This is a genomic window from Kribbella sp. DT2 (assembly GCF_049844575.1).
Lineage (GTDB): Bacteria > Actinomycetota > Actinomycetes > Propionibacteriales > Kribbellaceae > Kribbella.
Genome location: NZ_JBNCLH010000001.1, coordinates 239,561 through 255,732, shown reverse-complemented (window position 1 = coordinate 255,732; position 16,172 = coordinate 239,561). Strand labels below are relative to the sequence as shown.

The 16,172-nt window shown below is 69.5% G+C and carries 14 protein-coding genes; 7 read left to right on the top strand and 7 right to left on the bottom strand.

Annotation, left to right across the window (positions count from 1 at the left end; genetic code table 11):
* Window positions 1-14: 14 nt before the first annotated feature.
* Both ACLQ2O_RS01160 and ACLQ2O_RS01155 read right to left on the bottom strand, forming a co-directional pair.
* Complete coding sequence (locus ACLQ2O_RS01160) at window positions 15-1,067, bottom strand: Gfo/Idh/MocA family protein (RefSeq protein ID WP_425829045.1); 1,053 nt, start codon at window positions 1,065-1,067, stop codon at window positions 15-17.
* A 5-nt stretch (window positions 1,068-1,072) separates the two neighbouring features.
* The gene (locus ACLQ2O_RS01155) at window positions 1,073-2,398 is read right to left on the bottom strand and encodes an ABC transporter substrate-binding protein (protein ID WP_425826183.1); all 1,326 of its coding nucleotides are present in this window, start codon (window positions 2,396-2,398) and stop codon (window positions 1,073-1,075) included.
* Between the two features lie 205 nt (window positions 2,399-2,603).
* Here ACLQ2O_RS01155 and ACLQ2O_RS01150 point away from each other — a divergent pair, with 205 nt between their 5' ends.
* The 4 genes from ACLQ2O_RS01150 to ACLQ2O_RS01135 are packed head-to-tail and all read left to right on the top strand — an operon-like array spanning window position 2,604 to window position 6,765.
* On the top strand, window positions 2,604-3,485 hold the full coding sequence (locus tag ACLQ2O_RS01150) for a carbohydrate ABC transporter permease (protein WP_425826181.1): 882 nt from the start codon (window positions 2,604-2,606) through the stop codon (window positions 3,483-3,485).
* Window positions 3,485-4,312, top strand: a complete 828-nt coding sequence (locus ACLQ2O_RS01145) for a carbohydrate ABC transporter permease (RefSeq protein WP_425826179.1) — start codon at window positions 3,485-3,487, stop codon at window positions 4,310-4,312. The genes ACLQ2O_RS01150 and ACLQ2O_RS01145 overlap by 1 nt, the downstream gene beginning before the upstream one ends.
* A gap of 48 nt (window positions 4,313-4,360) precedes the next feature.
* A complete protein-coding gene (locus tag ACLQ2O_RS01140; protein WP_425826177.1) occupies window positions 4,361-5,932 on the top strand; it encodes a hypothetical protein in 1,572 nt (523 codons plus the stop codon).
* The gene (locus ACLQ2O_RS01135) at window positions 5,929-6,765 is read left to right on the top strand and encodes a fumarylacetoacetate hydrolase family protein (RefSeq protein WP_425826175.1); all 837 of its coding nucleotides are present in this window, start codon (window positions 5,929-5,931) and stop codon (window positions 6,763-6,765) included. The genes ACLQ2O_RS01140 and ACLQ2O_RS01135 overlap by 4 nt, the downstream gene beginning before the upstream one ends.
* A 44-nt stretch (window positions 6,766-6,809) precedes the next feature.
* Here ACLQ2O_RS01135 and ACLQ2O_RS01130 read toward each other — a convergent pair whose 3' ends face one another.
* From ACLQ2O_RS01130 to ACLQ2O_RS01120, 3 genes are all read right to left on the bottom strand, one after another.
* Complete coding sequence (locus ACLQ2O_RS01130) at window positions 6,810-7,184, bottom strand: YciI family protein (protein ID WP_425826173.1); 375 nt, start codon at window positions 7,182-7,184, stop codon at window positions 6,810-6,812.
* Window positions 7,185-7,263: 79 nt separating this feature from the next.
* The gene (locus tag ACLQ2O_RS01125; protein ID WP_425826171.1) at window positions 7,264-7,893 is read right to left on the bottom strand and encodes an FMN reductase; all 630 of its coding nucleotides are present in this window, start codon (window positions 7,891-7,893) and stop codon (window positions 7,264-7,266) included.
* Window positions 7,890-9,164, bottom strand: coding sequence for an LLM class flavin-dependent oxidoreductase (locus ACLQ2O_RS01120; RefSeq protein ID WP_425826169.1), 1,275 nt, complete (start codon window positions 9,162-9,164; stop codon window positions 7,890-7,892). Before ACLQ2O_RS01120 ends, ACLQ2O_RS01125 begins: the two co-directional genes overlap by 4 nt.
* 221 nt (window positions 9,165-9,385) lie before the next feature.
* Here ACLQ2O_RS01120 and ACLQ2O_RS01115 point away from each other — a divergent pair, with 221 nt between their 5' ends.
* Complete coding sequence (locus tag ACLQ2O_RS01115) at window positions 9,386-11,038, top strand: glycosyl hydrolase family 28-related protein (protein ID WP_425826167.1); 1,653 nt, start codon at window positions 9,386-9,388, stop codon at window positions 11,036-11,038.
* A gap of 30 nt (window positions 11,039-11,068) precedes the next feature.
* Here the strand turns inward: ACLQ2O_RS01115 and ACLQ2O_RS01110 are convergent, their stop codons facing one another.
* Window positions 11,069-11,941 carry an aldo/keto reductase gene (locus tag ACLQ2O_RS01110; RefSeq protein ID WP_425826165.1) on the bottom strand — a complete coding sequence of 291 codons (873 nt, stop codon included), beginning with the start codon at window positions 11,939-11,941 and terminating at the stop codon, window positions 11,069-11,071.
* A 150-nt stretch (window positions 11,942-12,091) separates the two neighbouring features.
* On the opposite strand from ACLQ2O_RS01110, the gene ACLQ2O_RS01105 reads away from it, so the two are divergent.
* On the top strand, window positions 12,092-13,648 hold the full coding sequence (locus tag ACLQ2O_RS01105) for an alkaline phosphatase D family protein (protein WP_425826163.1): 1,557 nt from the start codon (window positions 12,092-12,094) through the stop codon (window positions 13,646-13,648).
* Window positions 13,648-14,469, top strand: a complete 822-nt coding sequence (locus tag ACLQ2O_RS01100) for a polysaccharide lyase family protein (protein WP_425826161.1) — start codon at window positions 13,648-13,650, stop codon at window positions 14,467-14,469. Before ACLQ2O_RS01105 ends, ACLQ2O_RS01100 begins: the two co-directional genes overlap by 1 nt.
* Before the next feature lie 42 nt (window positions 14,470-14,511).
* Here the strand turns inward: ACLQ2O_RS01100 and ACLQ2O_RS01095 are convergent, their stop codons facing one another.
* The gene (locus ACLQ2O_RS01095; protein ID WP_425826159.1) at window positions 14,512-16,092 is read right to left on the bottom strand and encodes an alkaline phosphatase D family protein; all 1,581 of its coding nucleotides are present in this window, start codon (window positions 16,090-16,092) and stop codon (window positions 14,512-14,514) included.
* Between the last annotated feature and the right edge of the window lie 80 nt (window positions 16,093-16,172).

Genomic DNA, 16,172 nt, shown 5'->3' with positions numbered 1-16,172 from the left:
GGTGGCGATCTCCTTCACCGCGGCGCGGGATCGGCCAGCATCGAGACGTCGACGGGCTGCCGGGTCGCGATCGAGGTGTGCGCGGCCTCCAGCACGGCGGTGACGTTGCGGCTGCTCTCGATCGTGATCAGCGGCTGCGCGCCGGTGCGGCAGCAGGTGATCCAGTGCGCGATCGCGTCGGCGTACGCGCCGGCCGGGATCCCGTGCATCACCCGCTGCAGCATGTTCCGCGGGTAGCTGTAGCCGTCCTCGCGGGCGACCACGACGCTCTCCTTCTGCCGGTCCAGCTGGACCACGCCGTTCTCGGCGACCACCGAGACGTAGGAGTCGACCATGGTCGGGAAGGTGTTCGGGTAGATCCAGGCCGACTCGAACGTCGCCACGGCACCGCGTGAGTACTCCGCCTGGATCTGGATCGCGTCGGGGGTGTCGATGCCGAGCGAGCGCAGCTTGCCCCAGCGCGCGGTGGCGTAGACGCGGCTGACCTGGTCGCGCAGCAGCCAGGAGACCAGGTCGATGTCGTGGCTGGACAGGAACCAGGCACAGGTCGTCCGGTCGGCCCACGACAGCATCTCGGTCGGCACGAAGATCGTGTCGTCCTTACGGGCGTAGGCGACCGCGGGCTCCCCGAGGTCGGCGAGCAGGTCGTGCGCCTGCGCGTAGGCGGGCACCCAGCGATGGTTGAACAGGCACATCGCCACCACGTTGTTCCGCCGTACGGCGGCCACTGCCGCGTCCGCCTCCGCGACGGAGGTCGTGAGCGGCTTCTCGACGAGGATGTGCTTGCCCGCGTCGGCCGCGCGCACCATCATCTCGCCGTGCAGGTGGTCCGGCGTGGTGAGGACGACGGCGTCGACCTGGTCGTCCTGCAGCAGGGCGTCCAGGTCCGCGTGGATCGCCGGCCGGGGAGCGCCGCGCTCCTGGATCTCGTCGGCGAGCCGGCCGGCGGCCTCGGCCGACCGGCTGGTGCAGGCCGTGACCTCGACCTCGCCAACGGCCGACAGGGACAGGGCGTTGGCCCGGCCCATGATCCCGGCGCCGACGATGCCGATCCGGAGCTGATCCATGGTGCTCACTTGCCCTTCGCGAGGGCGCTGTTCCACGCCGTTTCGGCGGCGTCCAGCGCTTGCTTGGCGGACTTCGTCCCGGACATGAAGGCCCGGACCTGCTGGTCGAACAGTTCGCGCAGCTGCTCGTCGTTGCCCGAGCCGAGCGACGCGTCGACGCTGTTGCGGAAGGTGTCCCGCAGGATCTTGCGGGCCTGGTCGGCCGGGGTGTTGCCGGTGATGTCGGTGAAGAACGGATCCTCGAGCGTCTTCAGCGTGGACGGGTAGATCGGGACCAGCTTGCAGAGCGCCAGCTGCTGCTCCGACGACGTCACGTACTTGATCCACGCGGCCGCGGCGGCCTGGTTGCCCGACTTCGCCGGGATGCCGAAGATCTGCTGGCCGGGCAGGTAGAACTTGCCGGACTTGCCGTTCACCGGCGGCGCGACCGCGATCGACTTGTAGACCGCGGGGGAGTTCTTCTCGACGTTCAGCAGGGTGCTGGAGACCGCGAGCGGGTTGAACGCGATCTGCCGGTTCTCCAGCGACTGCGGCAGCTCGCGCTGGTTGGCGCCGAGGCTGCCGGGAGCGATCGCGCCCGAGTCGAAGGAGGTCTTGAACTTCTCCAGCAGCGCGACCGTCTCCGGCGTGTTGAAGGCCGCCTTCGTCCGGTCCTCCGAGAGCAGCGCGATGTCGTTGCCCTGCACAACATTGCTGTAGGCCATGAAGTTCGTGGCGGCCTTGCCGGAGGACTGGTGGTAGGTCTTGGCCAGGGCGAGCGCGTCGTCGTACGTCTTGGGGGGCTTGGCCGCGCTGAACCCCGCGGACTTCAGCAGGTCGTTGTTGTAGAAGCCCAGGGACGTCCCGCCGTTGTACCAGGGGACGGCGATCCGCCGGCCGTCCTTGGTGACCAGAGGTGAGGCCAGACCGGGCGCGTACGCCGCCAGCTCGTCGGCGCTGAAGAACTTGTTCAGGTCGGCCATCTGACCGGCGAACAACCCGGTGGTGGCCGAGGTGTAGTTGACCGCGTCCGGCACGTTGCCGCTCGCGATCGAGGCCAGCAGCTTGGTGGTGATGTCCTGGCCCGGGACGTCGACCCACTTGATGCTCACGTCCGGGTGCTCCGACTGGTACGCGTCGATCATCTTCTGGATGTCCGGCCCGTAGTTCTTCTGCAGGTTGATCGTCCACCACTCGACCTCGCCCGAGTAGGCGTCGCCGGACTGCTCCGGGGCGTCCTGGCTCGCCGGGTTGCCGGAGACGCAGGCCGCCAGCGTGAGCGGCAGGGCAACGGCCAGCGCCACGGCGGTGACGAAGCGGGCCCGCACCGAGGGTCGAACAGATCGCGCCATGGCGTTCTCCCAGTTGGATGAATGTCCTAAACACTACTTCTAGACATCACAGTGTTCGGGAGCTGTCGCCCGTTCGTCAACCATTCGGCTGCGATCTTCCCAGGAAAATTTGGGGGAGTTACCGCTGGCGAGTCCTGTCGTTGTGAGCTACGGTCGTGAAAATCACGAATCCAGAAGCCAGGTTTCAGACATGAGGGGACGCGCTATGCCGGGTCTCAGTGGCCGGGTCGTCGGCCAGCACTGGTACACGCCGTACCTGTTCATGCTGCCCGGCCTGCTGATGTACGCCGCGATGTTCGCCTGGCCCGCGGTGATCGCGATCCAGCTGGCGTTCTCCGACTACGACATCGTCAGCCCGGTCCGCTGGACCGGCCTGGACAACTTCGCGACGATGGCCCACGACCCGCGCTTCTTCCTGGCGCTGCGCAACTCGCTGCTGTTCCTGGTGATGTTCCTGCCGCTCACCGTCGTCGCCCCGCTGTTCCTGGCGATGCTGGTGAACGTCAAGCTACGCGGGATCCAGGCGTTCCGGATGCTGTACTACCTGCCGGTGATCACGTCGATGGTCGCGGTGGCCGTTGCCTGGCGCTACGTCTTCGACCGCGAGGGCGTCGTCAACTGGCTGCTCGGACTGGCCGGCCTCGGACCGATCGACTTCCTGCTCGACCGCGCCTGGGCGCTGCCCACCGTGGTCCTGCTCGAAGGCTGGAAGAACATGGGCCTGTTCATGATGATCTACCTGGCCGGTCTGCAGGCCGTACCCACCGACCAGGTCGAGGCCGCCCGGATCGACGGTGCGAACGCGCGCCAGCGGCTGCGGCACGTCATCGTCCCGGCGCTGCTGCCCACGTTCGCGGTCACGCTGATCCTGAGCATGCTGGAGGCGATGAAGGCCTTCGAGTCCGTCTACGTGCTGACCCGCGGCGGCCCGCTCGACTCGACCCTGACCCTCGGCTACTACATCTGGTCGAAAGCCTTCCAGGACTACGACATGGGCTACGCCAGCGCGGTCGGTCTGGTGCTGTGGGCCATCATGATCGTGATCGCGGCGGCCAACCTCGTGGTGACCCGCCGGAGGGACCGCTGATGGCGACGCGTCGTACGGTACGCAAGATCGGCCTGTACGTGCTGCTGGTCGCGGTCGCGGCGCTGTTCGTCGGGCCGTTCCTGATCCTGCTGAGCTCGGCCACCAAGTCGGCCGCCCAGGACGTCTTCGGCTTCCCGCCGGACCTGATCCCCCGCCCGCCGGTACTCGACTGGTTCAAGGAAGCCTGGACCACCGTCCCGTTCGCCCGGTTCCTGGTGAACTCGCTGATCTACGTCGGCATCACCGTGCCGATCTACCTGATCGTCTCCGCGCTGACCGCCTACCCGCTGGCCAGGATCGCGTTCCGGGGCCGGTCGCTGTTCTTCATGCTGTTCCTGTCGATCATGTTCCTGCCGGGTGAGCTGATGCTGATCCCGCGCTTCCTGGTGATGGGCCAGCTGGGACTGACCGACACCTTCGCCTCGGTGATCCTGCCCGCGATCCTGTCCTCGCTCGGCATCTTCCTGCTCCGCCAGGCCTTCTCGCAGATTCCCGACGAGGTGGTCGAGGCGGCCCGGGTGGACGGCGCGAACGAGTTCGCGATCTTCTGGCGGATCGCGGTGCCGATCGTCGCGCCGACCCTGGCGGTGCTCGCGATCCTGGGCTTCGTCTCGGTCTGGAACAGCTTCATCTGGCCGATGATCACGCTGACCAGCCAGTCCAAGTTCCCGGTCGCGCTCGGCATCGCCTACCTCACCGGTGTCAGCGGCACCGACGTCCGCGGCCTGGCCGCCGGAACGGTGATCTCGCTGCTGCCCATCGTCGTGATCTTCCTGCTGCTGCAGAAACGCATCCTCAACAGCATGGGCGGCGCCGTCAAAGGCTGAGCCCTGTCCTTCACCCCGTCCGGCCCCTTCTCCCAGTGAGGCACCGTAATGACTTCACCGATCAGCAGGCGCACCCTCCTCCTAGGCACCACCGCCGCCGGCGTGGTCGCCGCGACCGGCCTACCGGCCTCCGCGACAGGCCCGGCTTCCGCTACAGGCTTGGCCTCCGCGGCCGGTCAGCCCTTCACGGCCGCGCTCGACTACGAGTCGCCGGCGGCGTTCGCCGCGGCGCAGTCGGCGTACCTGGCCGGCAACCCGATGAGCAACGAGGCCGGTCTGTACGCATGGGGTGAGTCCTACTTCATGCTCGGACTGCTCCGGATGTACGAGGCCTACCAGGACGAGCAGTACCTGCGCACCTTCGAGGAGCGCGCGGCCCACGTCCTCGCGACGACGGACCACGCCCGCGGCGTCAAGGACTACCGCGGCCGCTCGGGCAAGGTCTGGCGGACGGCCTTCAACTACACCGCCGGTCACGCCGTGCTCCCGGACGGCGCGGGCAAGCCCGCCGTGCAGCTGCGCTGGGCCGGAACGCGGAGCGCGGAGTCGACCGCCGAGGTGCTCAACGTCTCCGGCGACACCTTCGACCTGATCCTGCGCAACCCCGCGACCACCACGGTCGTCACCCTGCGCGGCGTTTCGCTGGATCCCGGCTCGGCCACCTACGTCGTGCCCGCCGTGAACGCGGCGTACGGGCCGGCGTTCCGCTGGACGGCCGTCGACCTCAGGACGTCGCCGCGCCGCCGGACCGCTCCGCGCGCGGCCACGATCGCCTTCACCCCGCAGTTCTACGTGTTCGCGGTGCACACCGGCATGGTCGCCTACCCGCTGGCCAGGTACGCACGGATGGTGCTGACGACGCGGTCCCTGAACCGCGGTTCCCGCCGCCGCAAGGCGCTCGACCTGCTCGGTGCGGCCAAGGACGCGGTCGCCTTCCACGACTGCGAGTACGCGACGCGGCCGGGCGGAGGCGGCGACTACGTGTGGCCGAAGGGCGCCCCGATTCCCTTCGACGGCCTGATCCAGCCGTACAACCAGAGCCAGGGCCTGGGGCTGGTCATGGTCGAGCTGTTCCGGGCGACCGGCGAGCAGCGCTACCGCACGCGGGTGAACGAGCTGCTCACGTCGTACCGCGCCGGGCTCACCCTCGAGGCCGACGGCGCCTACGTCTGGCCGTACTGGCCGGTGTACGGCGAGCTGTACGCCGGCTACACCCGGGAGCAGAACCTCTCGGAGTACACGCCGTTCTACTCGGCGAACCGGCAGGTCGAGGACATCAGCCACGCGGCGATCAGCACGGAGTTCGTGCACGCCGCGTACGAGGCCGGCATCGACAACACCCTGGCCCAGGACATCGAGCGGTTCGCCGCGACGTTCCGGCAGAACGTGGTCCGGTCCGCCACCGAGGTCTGGTACCGCGTCAACGGCACCGCGGACGCCATCCCCGGCAACGCGGTCCAGTGCGCCCGCTGGATGCCGTACGCCGAGCAGGACTCGATCGTCCACGAGCAGAGCCTGCGGGTGTACGACGCCGTGCAGCTCGTCCCCGTCCAGGGATCGCACGCCCTGGGGATCGCCTACCTCAACTGGGCGAAGCAGCAAGGGTGGGCGAACCAATGAAACTGCTCCGTGTCCACGGCGACGACGGTCTGCGGGACGCCGTCCTCACCGGCGACGGCCGGGTGGTGACTCTGGCCGGTGAGGCCGGGGCCTTCGACCCCGCCCGGTTGCGGGAGCGGGCCGAGGCCGCACTGGCCGACCCGGAGGCGCAGGCGACGGCGTACGAGGACGTTCGCCTGGCTGCGCCGCTGCGGCCCGGCAAGATCGTCTGCGTCGGGCTGAACTACGCCGATCACGCGGCCGAGGGCGGTCAGGAGGCGCCGGCGGAGCCGATCCTGTTTCTGAAGACGCCGGACACGGTGGTCGGTGCGCGCGACGACGTGGTGATCCCGCGCGGCAGCGAGAAGACCGACTGGGAGGTCGAGCTGGGCGTGGTGATCGGCGCCCAGGCCGCGTACCTGTCGAGCGAGGCCGAAGCGCTCGAAGTCGTCGCGGGCTACGTGCTGGTCAACGACGTCTCGGAGCGGCACTTCCAGCTGGAGCGCGGAGGCCAGTGGGACAAGGGCAAGAACGCGGCGACCTTCTGCCCGCTCGGTCCTTGGATCCAGACCGCCGACGAGGTGCCCGACCCGCAGGCGATCCGGCTCGGTCTGGACGTCAACGGCGACGTCCTCCAGGACGGTACGACGGCCACCATGATCTTCGGCGTCGCGCACCTGGTGCACTACATCTCGCAGTTCATGACCCTCTACCCGGGCGACGTGATCAGCACCGGTACGCCGGCCGGCGTCGGTGCCGGTCAGAAACCGCCCCGCTACCTGCGCGAGGGCGACCTCCTCCGCGTGTGGGCCGACGGTCTCGGCGAGCAGCACACCCGCCTCGCGGCCGGCTGACACCGTGCCGAGCCAGTACGCCGTACTGGCTCGGCACGCAGGCCTCAGAACACGTGGATCGGGCGCAGCTCGATCGTCTCGCCGGGACCGGCGAAGACCTGGGCGACCTCGTCGGCACGCTCGGGGGTGTCGACGTCGATCAGGAAGAACCCGGCCAGGTGCTCCTTCGACTCCGAGTACGGGCCGTCCGTGACGACCGGGCGGCCCGAGTAGCGGTAGAGGCGGGACTTGGCCGGGTCGCCGAGGGCCTCCCCGCCGAGCAGCTCGCCGTTGGCCTGGAGCTCGGCGAGCAGCTTCTCGAAGTCCGAGTTCAGCTGGTCGCGCTCCGCCTTCGGGAGCGCCTGGTGCTCGGCCACGGTGTCGCCGGTCGGGTGGCCCCACGGCTGCGGGTTGGAGTGAATCAGCAGGACGTACTTCATGCGCAGGATCCCAACGTCTGAGAGGCCGCCGATCGGCCCTCCGACGCTACATCGAGGCCGATCGCCGACTCTCGACATTTCAGCTGTTGTTGAGCAGGTCCTCGAACGGCGTCGGGTTCGCGAACGGGTCGACCGCGCCCTTCGCGGGCTGGTGGGTGAGCACGTCGACCAGCTCGGTCGCCGCCCGCTCGACCCGGGCGCGCAGCGCGGTCGCGTGCGGACCCCAGTCCGACGACGCGGCGTACACACCGGTCGGTACGACGACCGCCTGCAGGTAGGCGAACAGCGGCCGCAGCGCGAACTCCAGCACCAGCGAGTGCCGCTCGGTCCCACCCGTCGCGCCGATCAGCACCGGCTTGCCGACCAGCGCCTTGTCGTCCAGCACGTCGAAGAACAGCTTGAACAGCCCGCTGTACGACGCACTGAACGTCGGCGTGACCGCGATCAGCGCGTCGGCCTTCACGACCGTCTCCAGCACCTCGCGCAGCGACTCCGACGGGAAGCCGGTGAGCAGGTTGTTCGTCAGCTCGTGCGCGAGGTCGCGCAGCTCGAAGACGACCACCCGGCGCGGGACCCCGCGGCCGTCGAGCGTGTCTCGGACGGCCGCCGCGAGCTGGTCGGCCAGCAATCGGGTGGACGACGGGCTGGTCAGTCCCGCCGTCACCACCGCGATCGTCCGCTCGCCTTCGGGGCGAGGCAGCTCCTTCATCGCTCGACCTCCTCCGCGACGGGCTGTGTTTTTGGCGTCGACTTCGTCGCCGCGGGTTTTGGGGCTTTTTCGCCCGGTCTTCCCTCGTCGGTCGGTCGCTGCGCTCCCTCTCTCCTCAGTCCAGACCGGGCGGCCCCAAAACCTTGGTGGTGCTCAGAATTGTTTGCGGGCTCGGCCAGGGTCTCCAGCGAGTGCGCCCGTTCGGCCGCCGTCTTCAGCGACTCGTGCGTCGGCGCATCCGGCACGTGCGCCGGCTTCAGCGCCGCGAACTCCTTGCGCAGCACCGGGACGACCTCTTCGCCGAGGAGGTCCAGCTGCTCCAGCACGGTCTTCAGCGGCAGCCCGGCGTGGTCCATCAGGAACAGCTGGCGCTGGTAGTCGCCGAACTGCTCGCGGAAGGTCAGCGTCCGGTCGATCACTTCCTGCGGGCTGCCCACGGTCAGCGGCGTCTCCCGGGTGAAGTCCTCCAGCGACGGGCCGTGCCCGTAGACGGGCGCGTTGTCGAAGTACGGACGGAACTCCCGGACCGCGTCCTGCGAGTTCTTGCGCATGAAGACCTGGCCGCCGAGGCCGACGATCGCCTGGTCCGCGGCGCCGTGCCCGTAGTGCTCGAAGCGGCGGCGGTACAGGTCGATCATCTGCGCGGTGTGCGAGGCCGGCCAGAAGATGTTGTTGTGGAAGAAGCCGTCGCCGTAGTACGCCGCCTGCTCCGCGATCTCCGGCGAGCGGATCGAGCCGTGCCAGACGAACGGCGGTACGCCGTCCAGCGGCCGCGGCGTCGCGGTGAAGCCCTGCAGCGGCGTCCGGAAGTTGCCCTCCCAGTCGACGACGTCCTCGCGCCACAGGCGGCGCAGCAGGGCGTAGTTCTCGACGGCGAGCTGGATGCCGTTGCGGATGTCCTGCCCGAACCACGGGTAGACCGGGCCGGTGTTGCCGCGGCCCATCATCAGGTCGACCCGGCCGTCGGCCAGGTGCTGCAGCATCGCGTAGTCCTCGGCGATCTTCACCGGGTCGTTGGTGGTGATCAGCGTGGTCGAGGTGGACAGGATCAGCTTCGAGGTCCGCGCCGCGATGTACCCGAGCATGGTCGTCGGCGACGACGCGACGAACGGCGGGTTGTGGTGCTCGCCGCTGGCGAACACGTCCAGGCCGACCTCCTCAGCCTTCAGCGCGATCGCCACCATCGCCTTGATCCGCTCGGCCTCGGACACTGTCTGCCCGGTGGTCGGATCCTGCGTCACGTCGCTGACGCTGAAGATGCCGAACTGCATCTGCCCTCCTCGTGGATTGTTAGTTCATTATTAAACTATCTATCCGTGCAGAACGCCAGCCCGCGGACGCACATTCCCCGGCCGGCGCCCGACGGACCGACGAGTTCCCGGAGCTGCTGGTTCCGTAACCGCTTCAGGGCGCTGGGGTCTTGTCAGCGGCGGTCCGCCTAGTGAAACTAGGTCCCGCCCTGCGAAACCTCACCGCCCCGAGGAGCTCGTCCATGACGCTTTCCCGTCGTCTCCTGCTCGGCAGCGCCGCCGCGATCCCCGCGGCCGGTCTGCTCACCAGCACCCCGGCCCAGGCAGGCCCGCAAGGACCCCGCGACGCCTCGACCGAGCTGCTCGCCGAGTGGACCGAAGCGCCCGGCGCGCACCCGCTGATCCCCGACATCTCGCACGCCGGCTACCGCGGCGGCGATCGCCCGCGGGCTCCGCGCACGATCGCCCGCGTCACCGACTTCGGCGCGCGGCCCGGCAGCACCGCCGACGCCGCTCCCGCCTTCAACGCCGCCGTCCAGTACGCCGGTACGCACGGCGGCGGCACCGTCGTCGTACCGCCGGGCCTCTACCGCCTCGACTCGCCGATCTGGATCCACTGGTCGAACGTCGTGCTCAAGGGCTCCGGCCGGGACCGCACGATCCTGCACTTCACCCGGCCGCTCGAGGAGAGCTACCGGCCGAACGTCCAGCCGAGTCTGCAGAGCCGCTGGTCCTGGACCGGTGGGCAGATCTGGGTGATCGCGCCCGAGCGCAAGGCGAATTCGGAGGCCGAGGACTTCGCCGCCTCCGAGGGCTGGCTGCTCGGCGACACGCTCGCCGAGGTCGGCGCCGCGTCCCGCGGCCAGCGCACGCTGCTCGTCTCCGACACGTCCGGGCTGCGGGCCGGCGACCTCGTCGTACTGGAGACCGACAACCCGGCCGATGCCGGCGTGCTCAGGCACCTGGCCGGCGACATCCCCGGTACGACGGACTACGACTGGCCGGTGAAGGCTCCGCAGCTGACGACCGGCTCGGGTGGGCAGTACGTCCAGTACGCGACGGTGCAGTGGCCGGTGCGGATCGAGGCGATCCTCGGGGAGCGGCTGGTCCGGTTGGCGCAGCCGTTGCGGTACGACCTGCGGCCGAGCTGGCCTTCGAGGCTGCGGGAGATCGGGCCGACCGTGCACGACGTCGGTGTCGAGTCGCTGACGATTCGCAACGAGCTGAAGCCGATGACCATCCACAACCGGCACCCCGGTGCGAACGGGCTGTGCTTCCAGGCCGTGCACGACTGCTGGGCCGACGACGTCCGGGTCGAGAACTGCGACCTGGGCTTCGGGTTCACCACCACTAAGGCGGTCACGCTGACCGACGTCGTGGTCGGCGGCCGGTCCGCGCACCACAGCTTCGCGTGCCGGATGCAGGCGCACGACAACCTGGTCGACGGGTTCGAGATCGAGACGTTCACGGTGCCGCTGCCGGAGGGCGCGCTGCACCACGGGCTCAACCTCGAAGGGCTGTCGGCGGGGAACGTCTGGCGCCGTGGGCGGATGGCCGAGGGCACGTTCGACACCCACCGGGCGATGCCGTTCGAGAACGCGCGGACCGACATCACGCTGGTGAACAACGGTCGCGTCGGCGGATCGGCGGCCTCGGGACCGCTCTTCGGTGCCCGGATCGCGCACTGGAACGTGCGGATCACCAGCGGTTCGCCGTACGCGATCCAGCTGGCCGACGTGGCGCCCCGCAGCCTCACGGTCGGGCTGCAGGGGCTCACGTCGAACCCGAGCGGGTTGCCACGCGACTTCCAGGGCGACCTGGAGAACGGCACGTTCCTGCTGGGCGGGCGGCCCGCCGTACGGGATCTGTACGCCGCTCAGCGAACCCTCAAATAGTGTGCGTCGCGAGGCGACTGTCGTCGCCGGTCAGCCGGCGTCGAGTGTCGCGACCTGCTCGGGGGTGAGCTCCAGGTCGACCGCGGCGTAGGAGTCGCGGATCGTCTCCGGCCGGCTCGACCCCGGGATCGGGATCACGTGCGGCGACTTGGCGAGCATCCAGGCCAGCGTCAGCTGCTGCGGGCTGACCCCGAGCTCACCGGCGAGCGTGTGGAAGGCGGGGTGCTTCTCGCCCAGGTCGGACGCCTTCGAGATGCCGCCGAGCGGCGACCAGGGCAGGAACGCGATCCCGAGCTCGTCGCACAGCTCCAACTCCGGCTCGCTCGACCGGAACGCCGGGGAGAACTGGTTCTGCACCGAGACGAGCCGGCCGCCGAGGAGCTCGTTCGCCTGCTTGATCTGCTCGGGGTTCGCGTTGGAGATGCCGGCCTGCTGGATCTTCCCGGCGTCGAGCAGGTCGCGGATCGCGCCGATCGAGTCGGCGTACGGCGTCTTCGGGTCCGGCCGGTGGAACTGGTAGAGGCCGATCGCCTCCACGCCGAGCCGCTTCAGCGACGCCTCGGCCGCCTGCTTCAGGTACTCCGGGGAGCCGTTCAGCGTCCACGAGCCGTCGCCCGGACGGAGGTGGCCGCCCTTGGTCGCGACCAGCACGTCCGAGGTGTCACCGCCGTACGACGCCAGCGCTTTCGCGATCAGCGTCTCGTTGTGCCCGTCGTCGGTCGCGGTCAGGTGGTAGGCGTCGGCGGTGTCGATCAGCGTGACCCCGGCCTCGAGGGCCGCGTGGATCGTCGCGACCGACCGGTTCTCGTCGTCGGGCCGTCCCTCGATCGACATCGGCATGCCGCCGAGCCCGATCGCACTGACTTCGACGCTGCCGATCCGGCGCTTCTTGTTGGTAGCCATGCTCCCCAAGTTCCCCCACGGGCCGATCGAAATCCAACAGGAGTTCCTGCTGGCAGTGATGACTGGAGGCACTGAATACATGTCAAGGGGTTACATTCTGAACGGTTCTTACGTAAGAATGTGACGAAATTCGAGAACGGAGCCTCCTTCATGGTCGACCGTCCATCGCCTGATCCCGCCGGCCTCGGCCGGCGGTCCTTCCTCCAACTGAGCGGGTTGAGCGCCGCCACCGTCGCGCTCGGCGTCGCGGCGCCCGCGAGCGCCGACGCCACCCCGCGCCGCCCGGTACCGTCCGGCGCCTTCGCGCTCGGGGTCGCGTCCGGCGACCCGGCCGCCGACGGGTTCGTGCTGTGGACCAAGCTCGCGCCCGAGCCGCTGGCGCTCGACGGGCACGGCGGGATGCCGCCGTACGACGTACCGGTGCGCTACGAGGTGGCCGAGGACGAGCGGTTCCGCAAGGTCGTCCGGACCGGGACGGCGATCGCGTCGTCCGAACTGGGGCACGCGGTCCACCCGCAGGTGCGCGGGCTGCGGCCGGGGCGGGAGTACTTCTACCGTTTCCGCGCCGGCAGCGAGATCAGCCCGGTCGGCCGGAGCAAGACCCTGCCGACGGGACCCGCGGCGCGGTTCTCGTTCGCGACCGCGTCCTGCCAGGCCTGGTACCACGGGTACTTCCCGGCGTACAAGGATCTGGCCGAGCGGGCGCCGGACGCGGTGGTGTTCCTGGGCGACTACATCTACGAGTACGGGATCGTTGCTGGCGGCAACCTCTGGAAGCAGGGCGTCACCGTCGGGCCGGAGCACGAGGTCGAGATCGAGACGCTCGAGCAGTACCGGCTGCGGTACGCGCTGTTCAAGACCGATCCCGACCTGCAGGCCGCGCACGCCGCCGCGCCGTGGCTGCACACCTGGGACGACCACGAGGTGCAGAACAACTACAGCGCCAACACGTCGTACTACGGCATTCCGCCGGAGATGTTCCCGTACCGCCGGGCGGTCGCCTACCGCGCCTTCTACGAGAACCTCCCGCTCTCGCTGGACAGCCTGCCGAAGGGGCCGAACAGCCAGGTCTACCGCCGCTTCGACGTCGGCCGGCTGGCCCGGCTGAACCTGCTCGACACCCGCCAGTTCCGCGACCCGGTGCCGGTCGACGAGGCCGACCGGCTGTCCGAGACCCGCACGATCATGGGCCCGGCCCAGGAGAAGTGGCTGTACGACGGCCTGAAGCGCTCCCCGGCGACCTGGAACCTGGTCGCGAACGGCGTCGTGGTCACCGCCGTCACCGACGACCGGGTCGAGCAGTGGGACGGCTACCCGGCGAACCGCCGTCGGCTGATCTCCGCGTTCGAGAAGACCAGCAACCCCGTCGTCCTGACCGGTGACATCCACCGCGCGGTCGCCTCCGAGCTCAAGGCCGACTTCGCCGACCCGTCGTCGCGGACGGTCGGCGTCGAGCTGGTCTGCTCGTCGATCGCCTCGGACGGCGACGGCGCGGAGACCGACAACTACGCGAAGGACTGGCTCCAGCACCCGTACGTGAAGTTCTACAACGCGCGCCGCGGCTACGTGCACGCGACGCTGACGCCGACCGAGATGACGTCGGAGTTCGTCGCGGTGCCGTACGTCGAGGCCGACGCCAACGCCGCCGCGCGCACGGTCGCGCGGTTCCGCACCCCCGCCGGCTCGCCGCGACTGGAGGCCCTGTGATGAAGGTTCCCGCACCGACCGGGCTGCGCGGCTCCGGTCAGATCGGTCTGGTCACGCTCACGTGGCGAGCGGTTCCGTGGTCGACGGTGGTCGACCACTACGCCGTGTACGCGGCGACGGGCGGTTCGTCGTACGAGCTGGTGGGCAAGACGGTCTATCCGCAGTTCGTGCACCGTGGGCTGGGGTTCGAAGGAGTCACCCGCAGGTACCGGGTCGTCACGGTCGACGCGGCCGGTCAGGAGTCGAGGCCTTCGGCAACTGTTGCTGTGGCCAACAAAACCTCGGTGACGGTCTCCGGTCTGCCGGTCGCTCGCGTCGGCCAGTACGACGGCAAGGGCTCCGAGTTCGCCCTGTCGCCGAACCGCAGCGCCGACTACCCGGCGACGTTCCCGAACGACGTCGACTACACCTACGGCACGTCGGTGCCCGCCCAGCACTGGAGCTACCTGTTCCCGGGGCCGTCGGACAAGTGGGCCGGCTCGAAGAACCACCGGGTCCTGTTCCGCTTCGACCTCGCCGTGGTGCCGACCAAGGATCTCGACCTCGCTCTGTGGCTGATCGACAGCCACGCCGGGCTCGCGGGCTCGGCGCTGCTGCTGGTCAACGGCACCGAGGTCGAACGCCTCACCTTCGCCCAAGGCGCCACCAAGGGCTCCACGATCGCGGACTCGACGTACCCCGGCTCGCCGCTCAAGCCGTCGTACGTCGAACGCCCGCTGCCGCGCGGTCTCTTCCGGACCGGCCAGAACGTCGTCGAGCTCGTGAAGGACCAGGGCTCCTGGATCGCCTTCGACGCGTTCGGCGTCTACAGCCGACCCTGAGCCGGTGGGGTCAGGGCACGCGCCCTGACCCCACCGCCGGGCTCAGGCCTGGTGGACGTTCGCGCGCTTGTCCTCGACGACGTACGTCGCGCGCGTGGTGACGGGCGCGTCGGGCTTGCTGACGAACGGAACGACCCGGAAGTCCGAACGCCACTGGCGCTCGTCGACGGTGACCCGGACGTACCCGCGCTGGGAGTTGAAGAACTTCAGGTGCGGGTTCGCCGCCAGGAACTGCCGGCCCTGCTCGGTGGTGTCCGCACCGTCGCCGCCGCTGGTGATCGACGTACCGACGAACTCGGTGCCGACCGTGCGCGAGCTCGGGTCGGCGAAGTCGCGCTTCAGCTCCATCGCGTAGTTCTGGTGCCGGTCACCGGTGATGACGACCAGGTTCCGCACCCCGCTGTCCTGCGCGGCCGCCAGCACCTTGTTGCGCTCGGCAACGTAACCGTCCCACGGGTCGAGCCAGACGTGCGTCTCCGGACCGGGCGTCCAGTCGGTCTGACCCATCGGCGCCTGGTTGCCCAGCACCTGCCAGCGCGCGCGGGACTGGCGGAAGCCGTCCAGCAGCCACTTGCGCTGCTTGCCGCCGAGCATCGTGTTGTCCGGGTCGAACCGGTCGTCGCAGGTCGACGAGTCGCCGTCGCCGCAGGGCTGGTCCGAGCGGTACTGCCGGGTGTCCAGGATCGTGAAGTCGGCCAGCCGGCCGTACGGCAGCCGCCGGTGGTAGTGGATGTTCGGGCCGGCCGGCATCTGCTCGTGCCGCAGCGGCAGGTTCTCGTACATCGCCTGGAACGCCTGCGCGCGGCGCTGCTTGAAGATCACCGGGTCCTGGTCCGGCTCGGTGTCGGCCTGGCTCAGGTCGCCGGCCCAGTTGTTCTCCACCTCGTGGTCGTCGAACGTGTGGATCCACGGGTGCGCCGCGTGCGCGGCCTGCAACGGCGCCTCGGACTTGTACAGCGAGTACTGCAGCCGGTAGCGGGCCAGGTCGAACGTCTCGGTGTGGAACCGCGGGTCGGTCTCGACGCCGCGCTTGTTGGTCTTCACGCCCGACTCGTACAGGTAGTCGCCGAGGTGCACGACCAGGTCGAGGTCCTCGTTCGCCATGTGCTCGTACGCCGTGAAGTACCCGTCCTGCCAGGCGTTGCACGAGGCGAACGCGAACCGCAGGTTGCGCGGCGTCGCCAACGGGTGCGGCGTGGTCCGGGTCCGGCCGACCGCGGAGACCTCGTGGCCGGTGCGGAAGCGGTAGTAGTACTCGCGGTCCGGCAGCAGCCCGTGGACCTCGGGGTGCACCGAGTGGCCGAGCTGCGGCGTCGCGAGCACGCTCGACCGCCGTACGACGAACCGGAAGCGCTCGTCCAGGGCGACCTCGTACTCGACGCGCACCGGACGGTTCGGCATCCCGCCCTTGCCGTCGACGGCGAACGGGTCGGTGGCCAGCCGGGTCCAGAGCACGACGCTGTCGTACTTCGGGTCGCCCGAGGCCACGCCGAGCGTGAACGGGTTGCCGGTCCGGCCCGGAACGGCGTACGTGGTCGATGCGTCCCAGGCACCGGTGCCGAGCAGCACCGCGGCGGTGCCGGCACCGCCGTACCCGAGGAAGCGACGACGGGAGACAGACATAGAGGTCCTCCTGAGCGGGGAGATGGGGGTCCGGGACAGCCTTCAGTTGTCAGATGACTGCCCGCGGACCGCAACGCGAC

Coding starts and splice junctions, on each gene's coding strand:
- ACLQ2O_RS01160 (WP_425829045.1), bottom strand. CDS start 1,067: ATGGATCAGCTCCGGATCGGCATCGTCGGCGCCGGGATCATGGGCCGG.
- ACLQ2O_RS01155 (WP_425826183.1), bottom strand. CDS start 2,398: ATGGCGCGATCTGTTCGACCCTCGGTGCGGGCCCGCTTCGTCACCGCC.
- ACLQ2O_RS01150 (WP_425826181.1), top strand. CDS start 2,604: ATGCCGGGTCTCAGTGGCCGGGTCGTCGGCCAGCACTGGTACACGCCG.
- ACLQ2O_RS01145 (WP_425826179.1), top strand. CDS start 3,485: ATGGCGACGCGTCGTACGGTACGCAAGATCGGCCTGTACGTGCTGCTG.
- ACLQ2O_RS01140 (WP_425826177.1), top strand. CDS start 4,361: ATGACTTCACCGATCAGCAGGCGCACCCTCCTCCTAGGCACCACCGCC.
- ACLQ2O_RS01135 (WP_425826175.1), top strand. CDS start 5,929: ATGAAACTGCTCCGTGTCCACGGCGACGACGGTCTGCGGGACGCCGTC.
- ACLQ2O_RS01130 (WP_425826173.1), bottom strand. CDS start 7,184: ATGAAGTACGTCCTGCTGATTCACTCCAACCCGCAGCCGTGGGGCCAC.
- ACLQ2O_RS01125 (WP_425826171.1), bottom strand. CDS start 7,893: ATGAAGGAGCTGCCTCGCCCCGAAGGCGAGCGGACGATCGCGGTGGTG.
- ACLQ2O_RS01120 (WP_425826169.1), bottom strand. CDS start 9,164: ATGCAGTTCGGCATCTTCAGCGTCAGCGACGTGACGCAGGATCCGACC.
- ACLQ2O_RS01115 (WP_425826167.1), top strand. CDS start 9,386: ATGACGCTTTCCCGTCGTCTCCTGCTCGGCAGCGCCGCCGCGATCCCC.
- ACLQ2O_RS01110 (WP_425826165.1), bottom strand. CDS start 11,941: ATGGCTACCAACAAGAAGCGCCGGATCGGCAGCGTCGAAGTCAGTGCG.
- ACLQ2O_RS01105 (WP_425826163.1), top strand. CDS start 12,092: ATGGTCGACCGTCCATCGCCTGATCCCGCCGGCCTCGGCCGGCGGTCC.
- ACLQ2O_RS01100 (WP_425826161.1), top strand. CDS start 13,648: ATGAAGGTTCCCGCACCGACCGGGCTGCGCGGCTCCGGTCAGATCGGT.
- ACLQ2O_RS01095 (WP_425826159.1), bottom strand. CDS start 16,092: ATGTCTGTCTCCCGTCGTCGCTTCCTCGGGTACGGCGGTGCCGGCACC.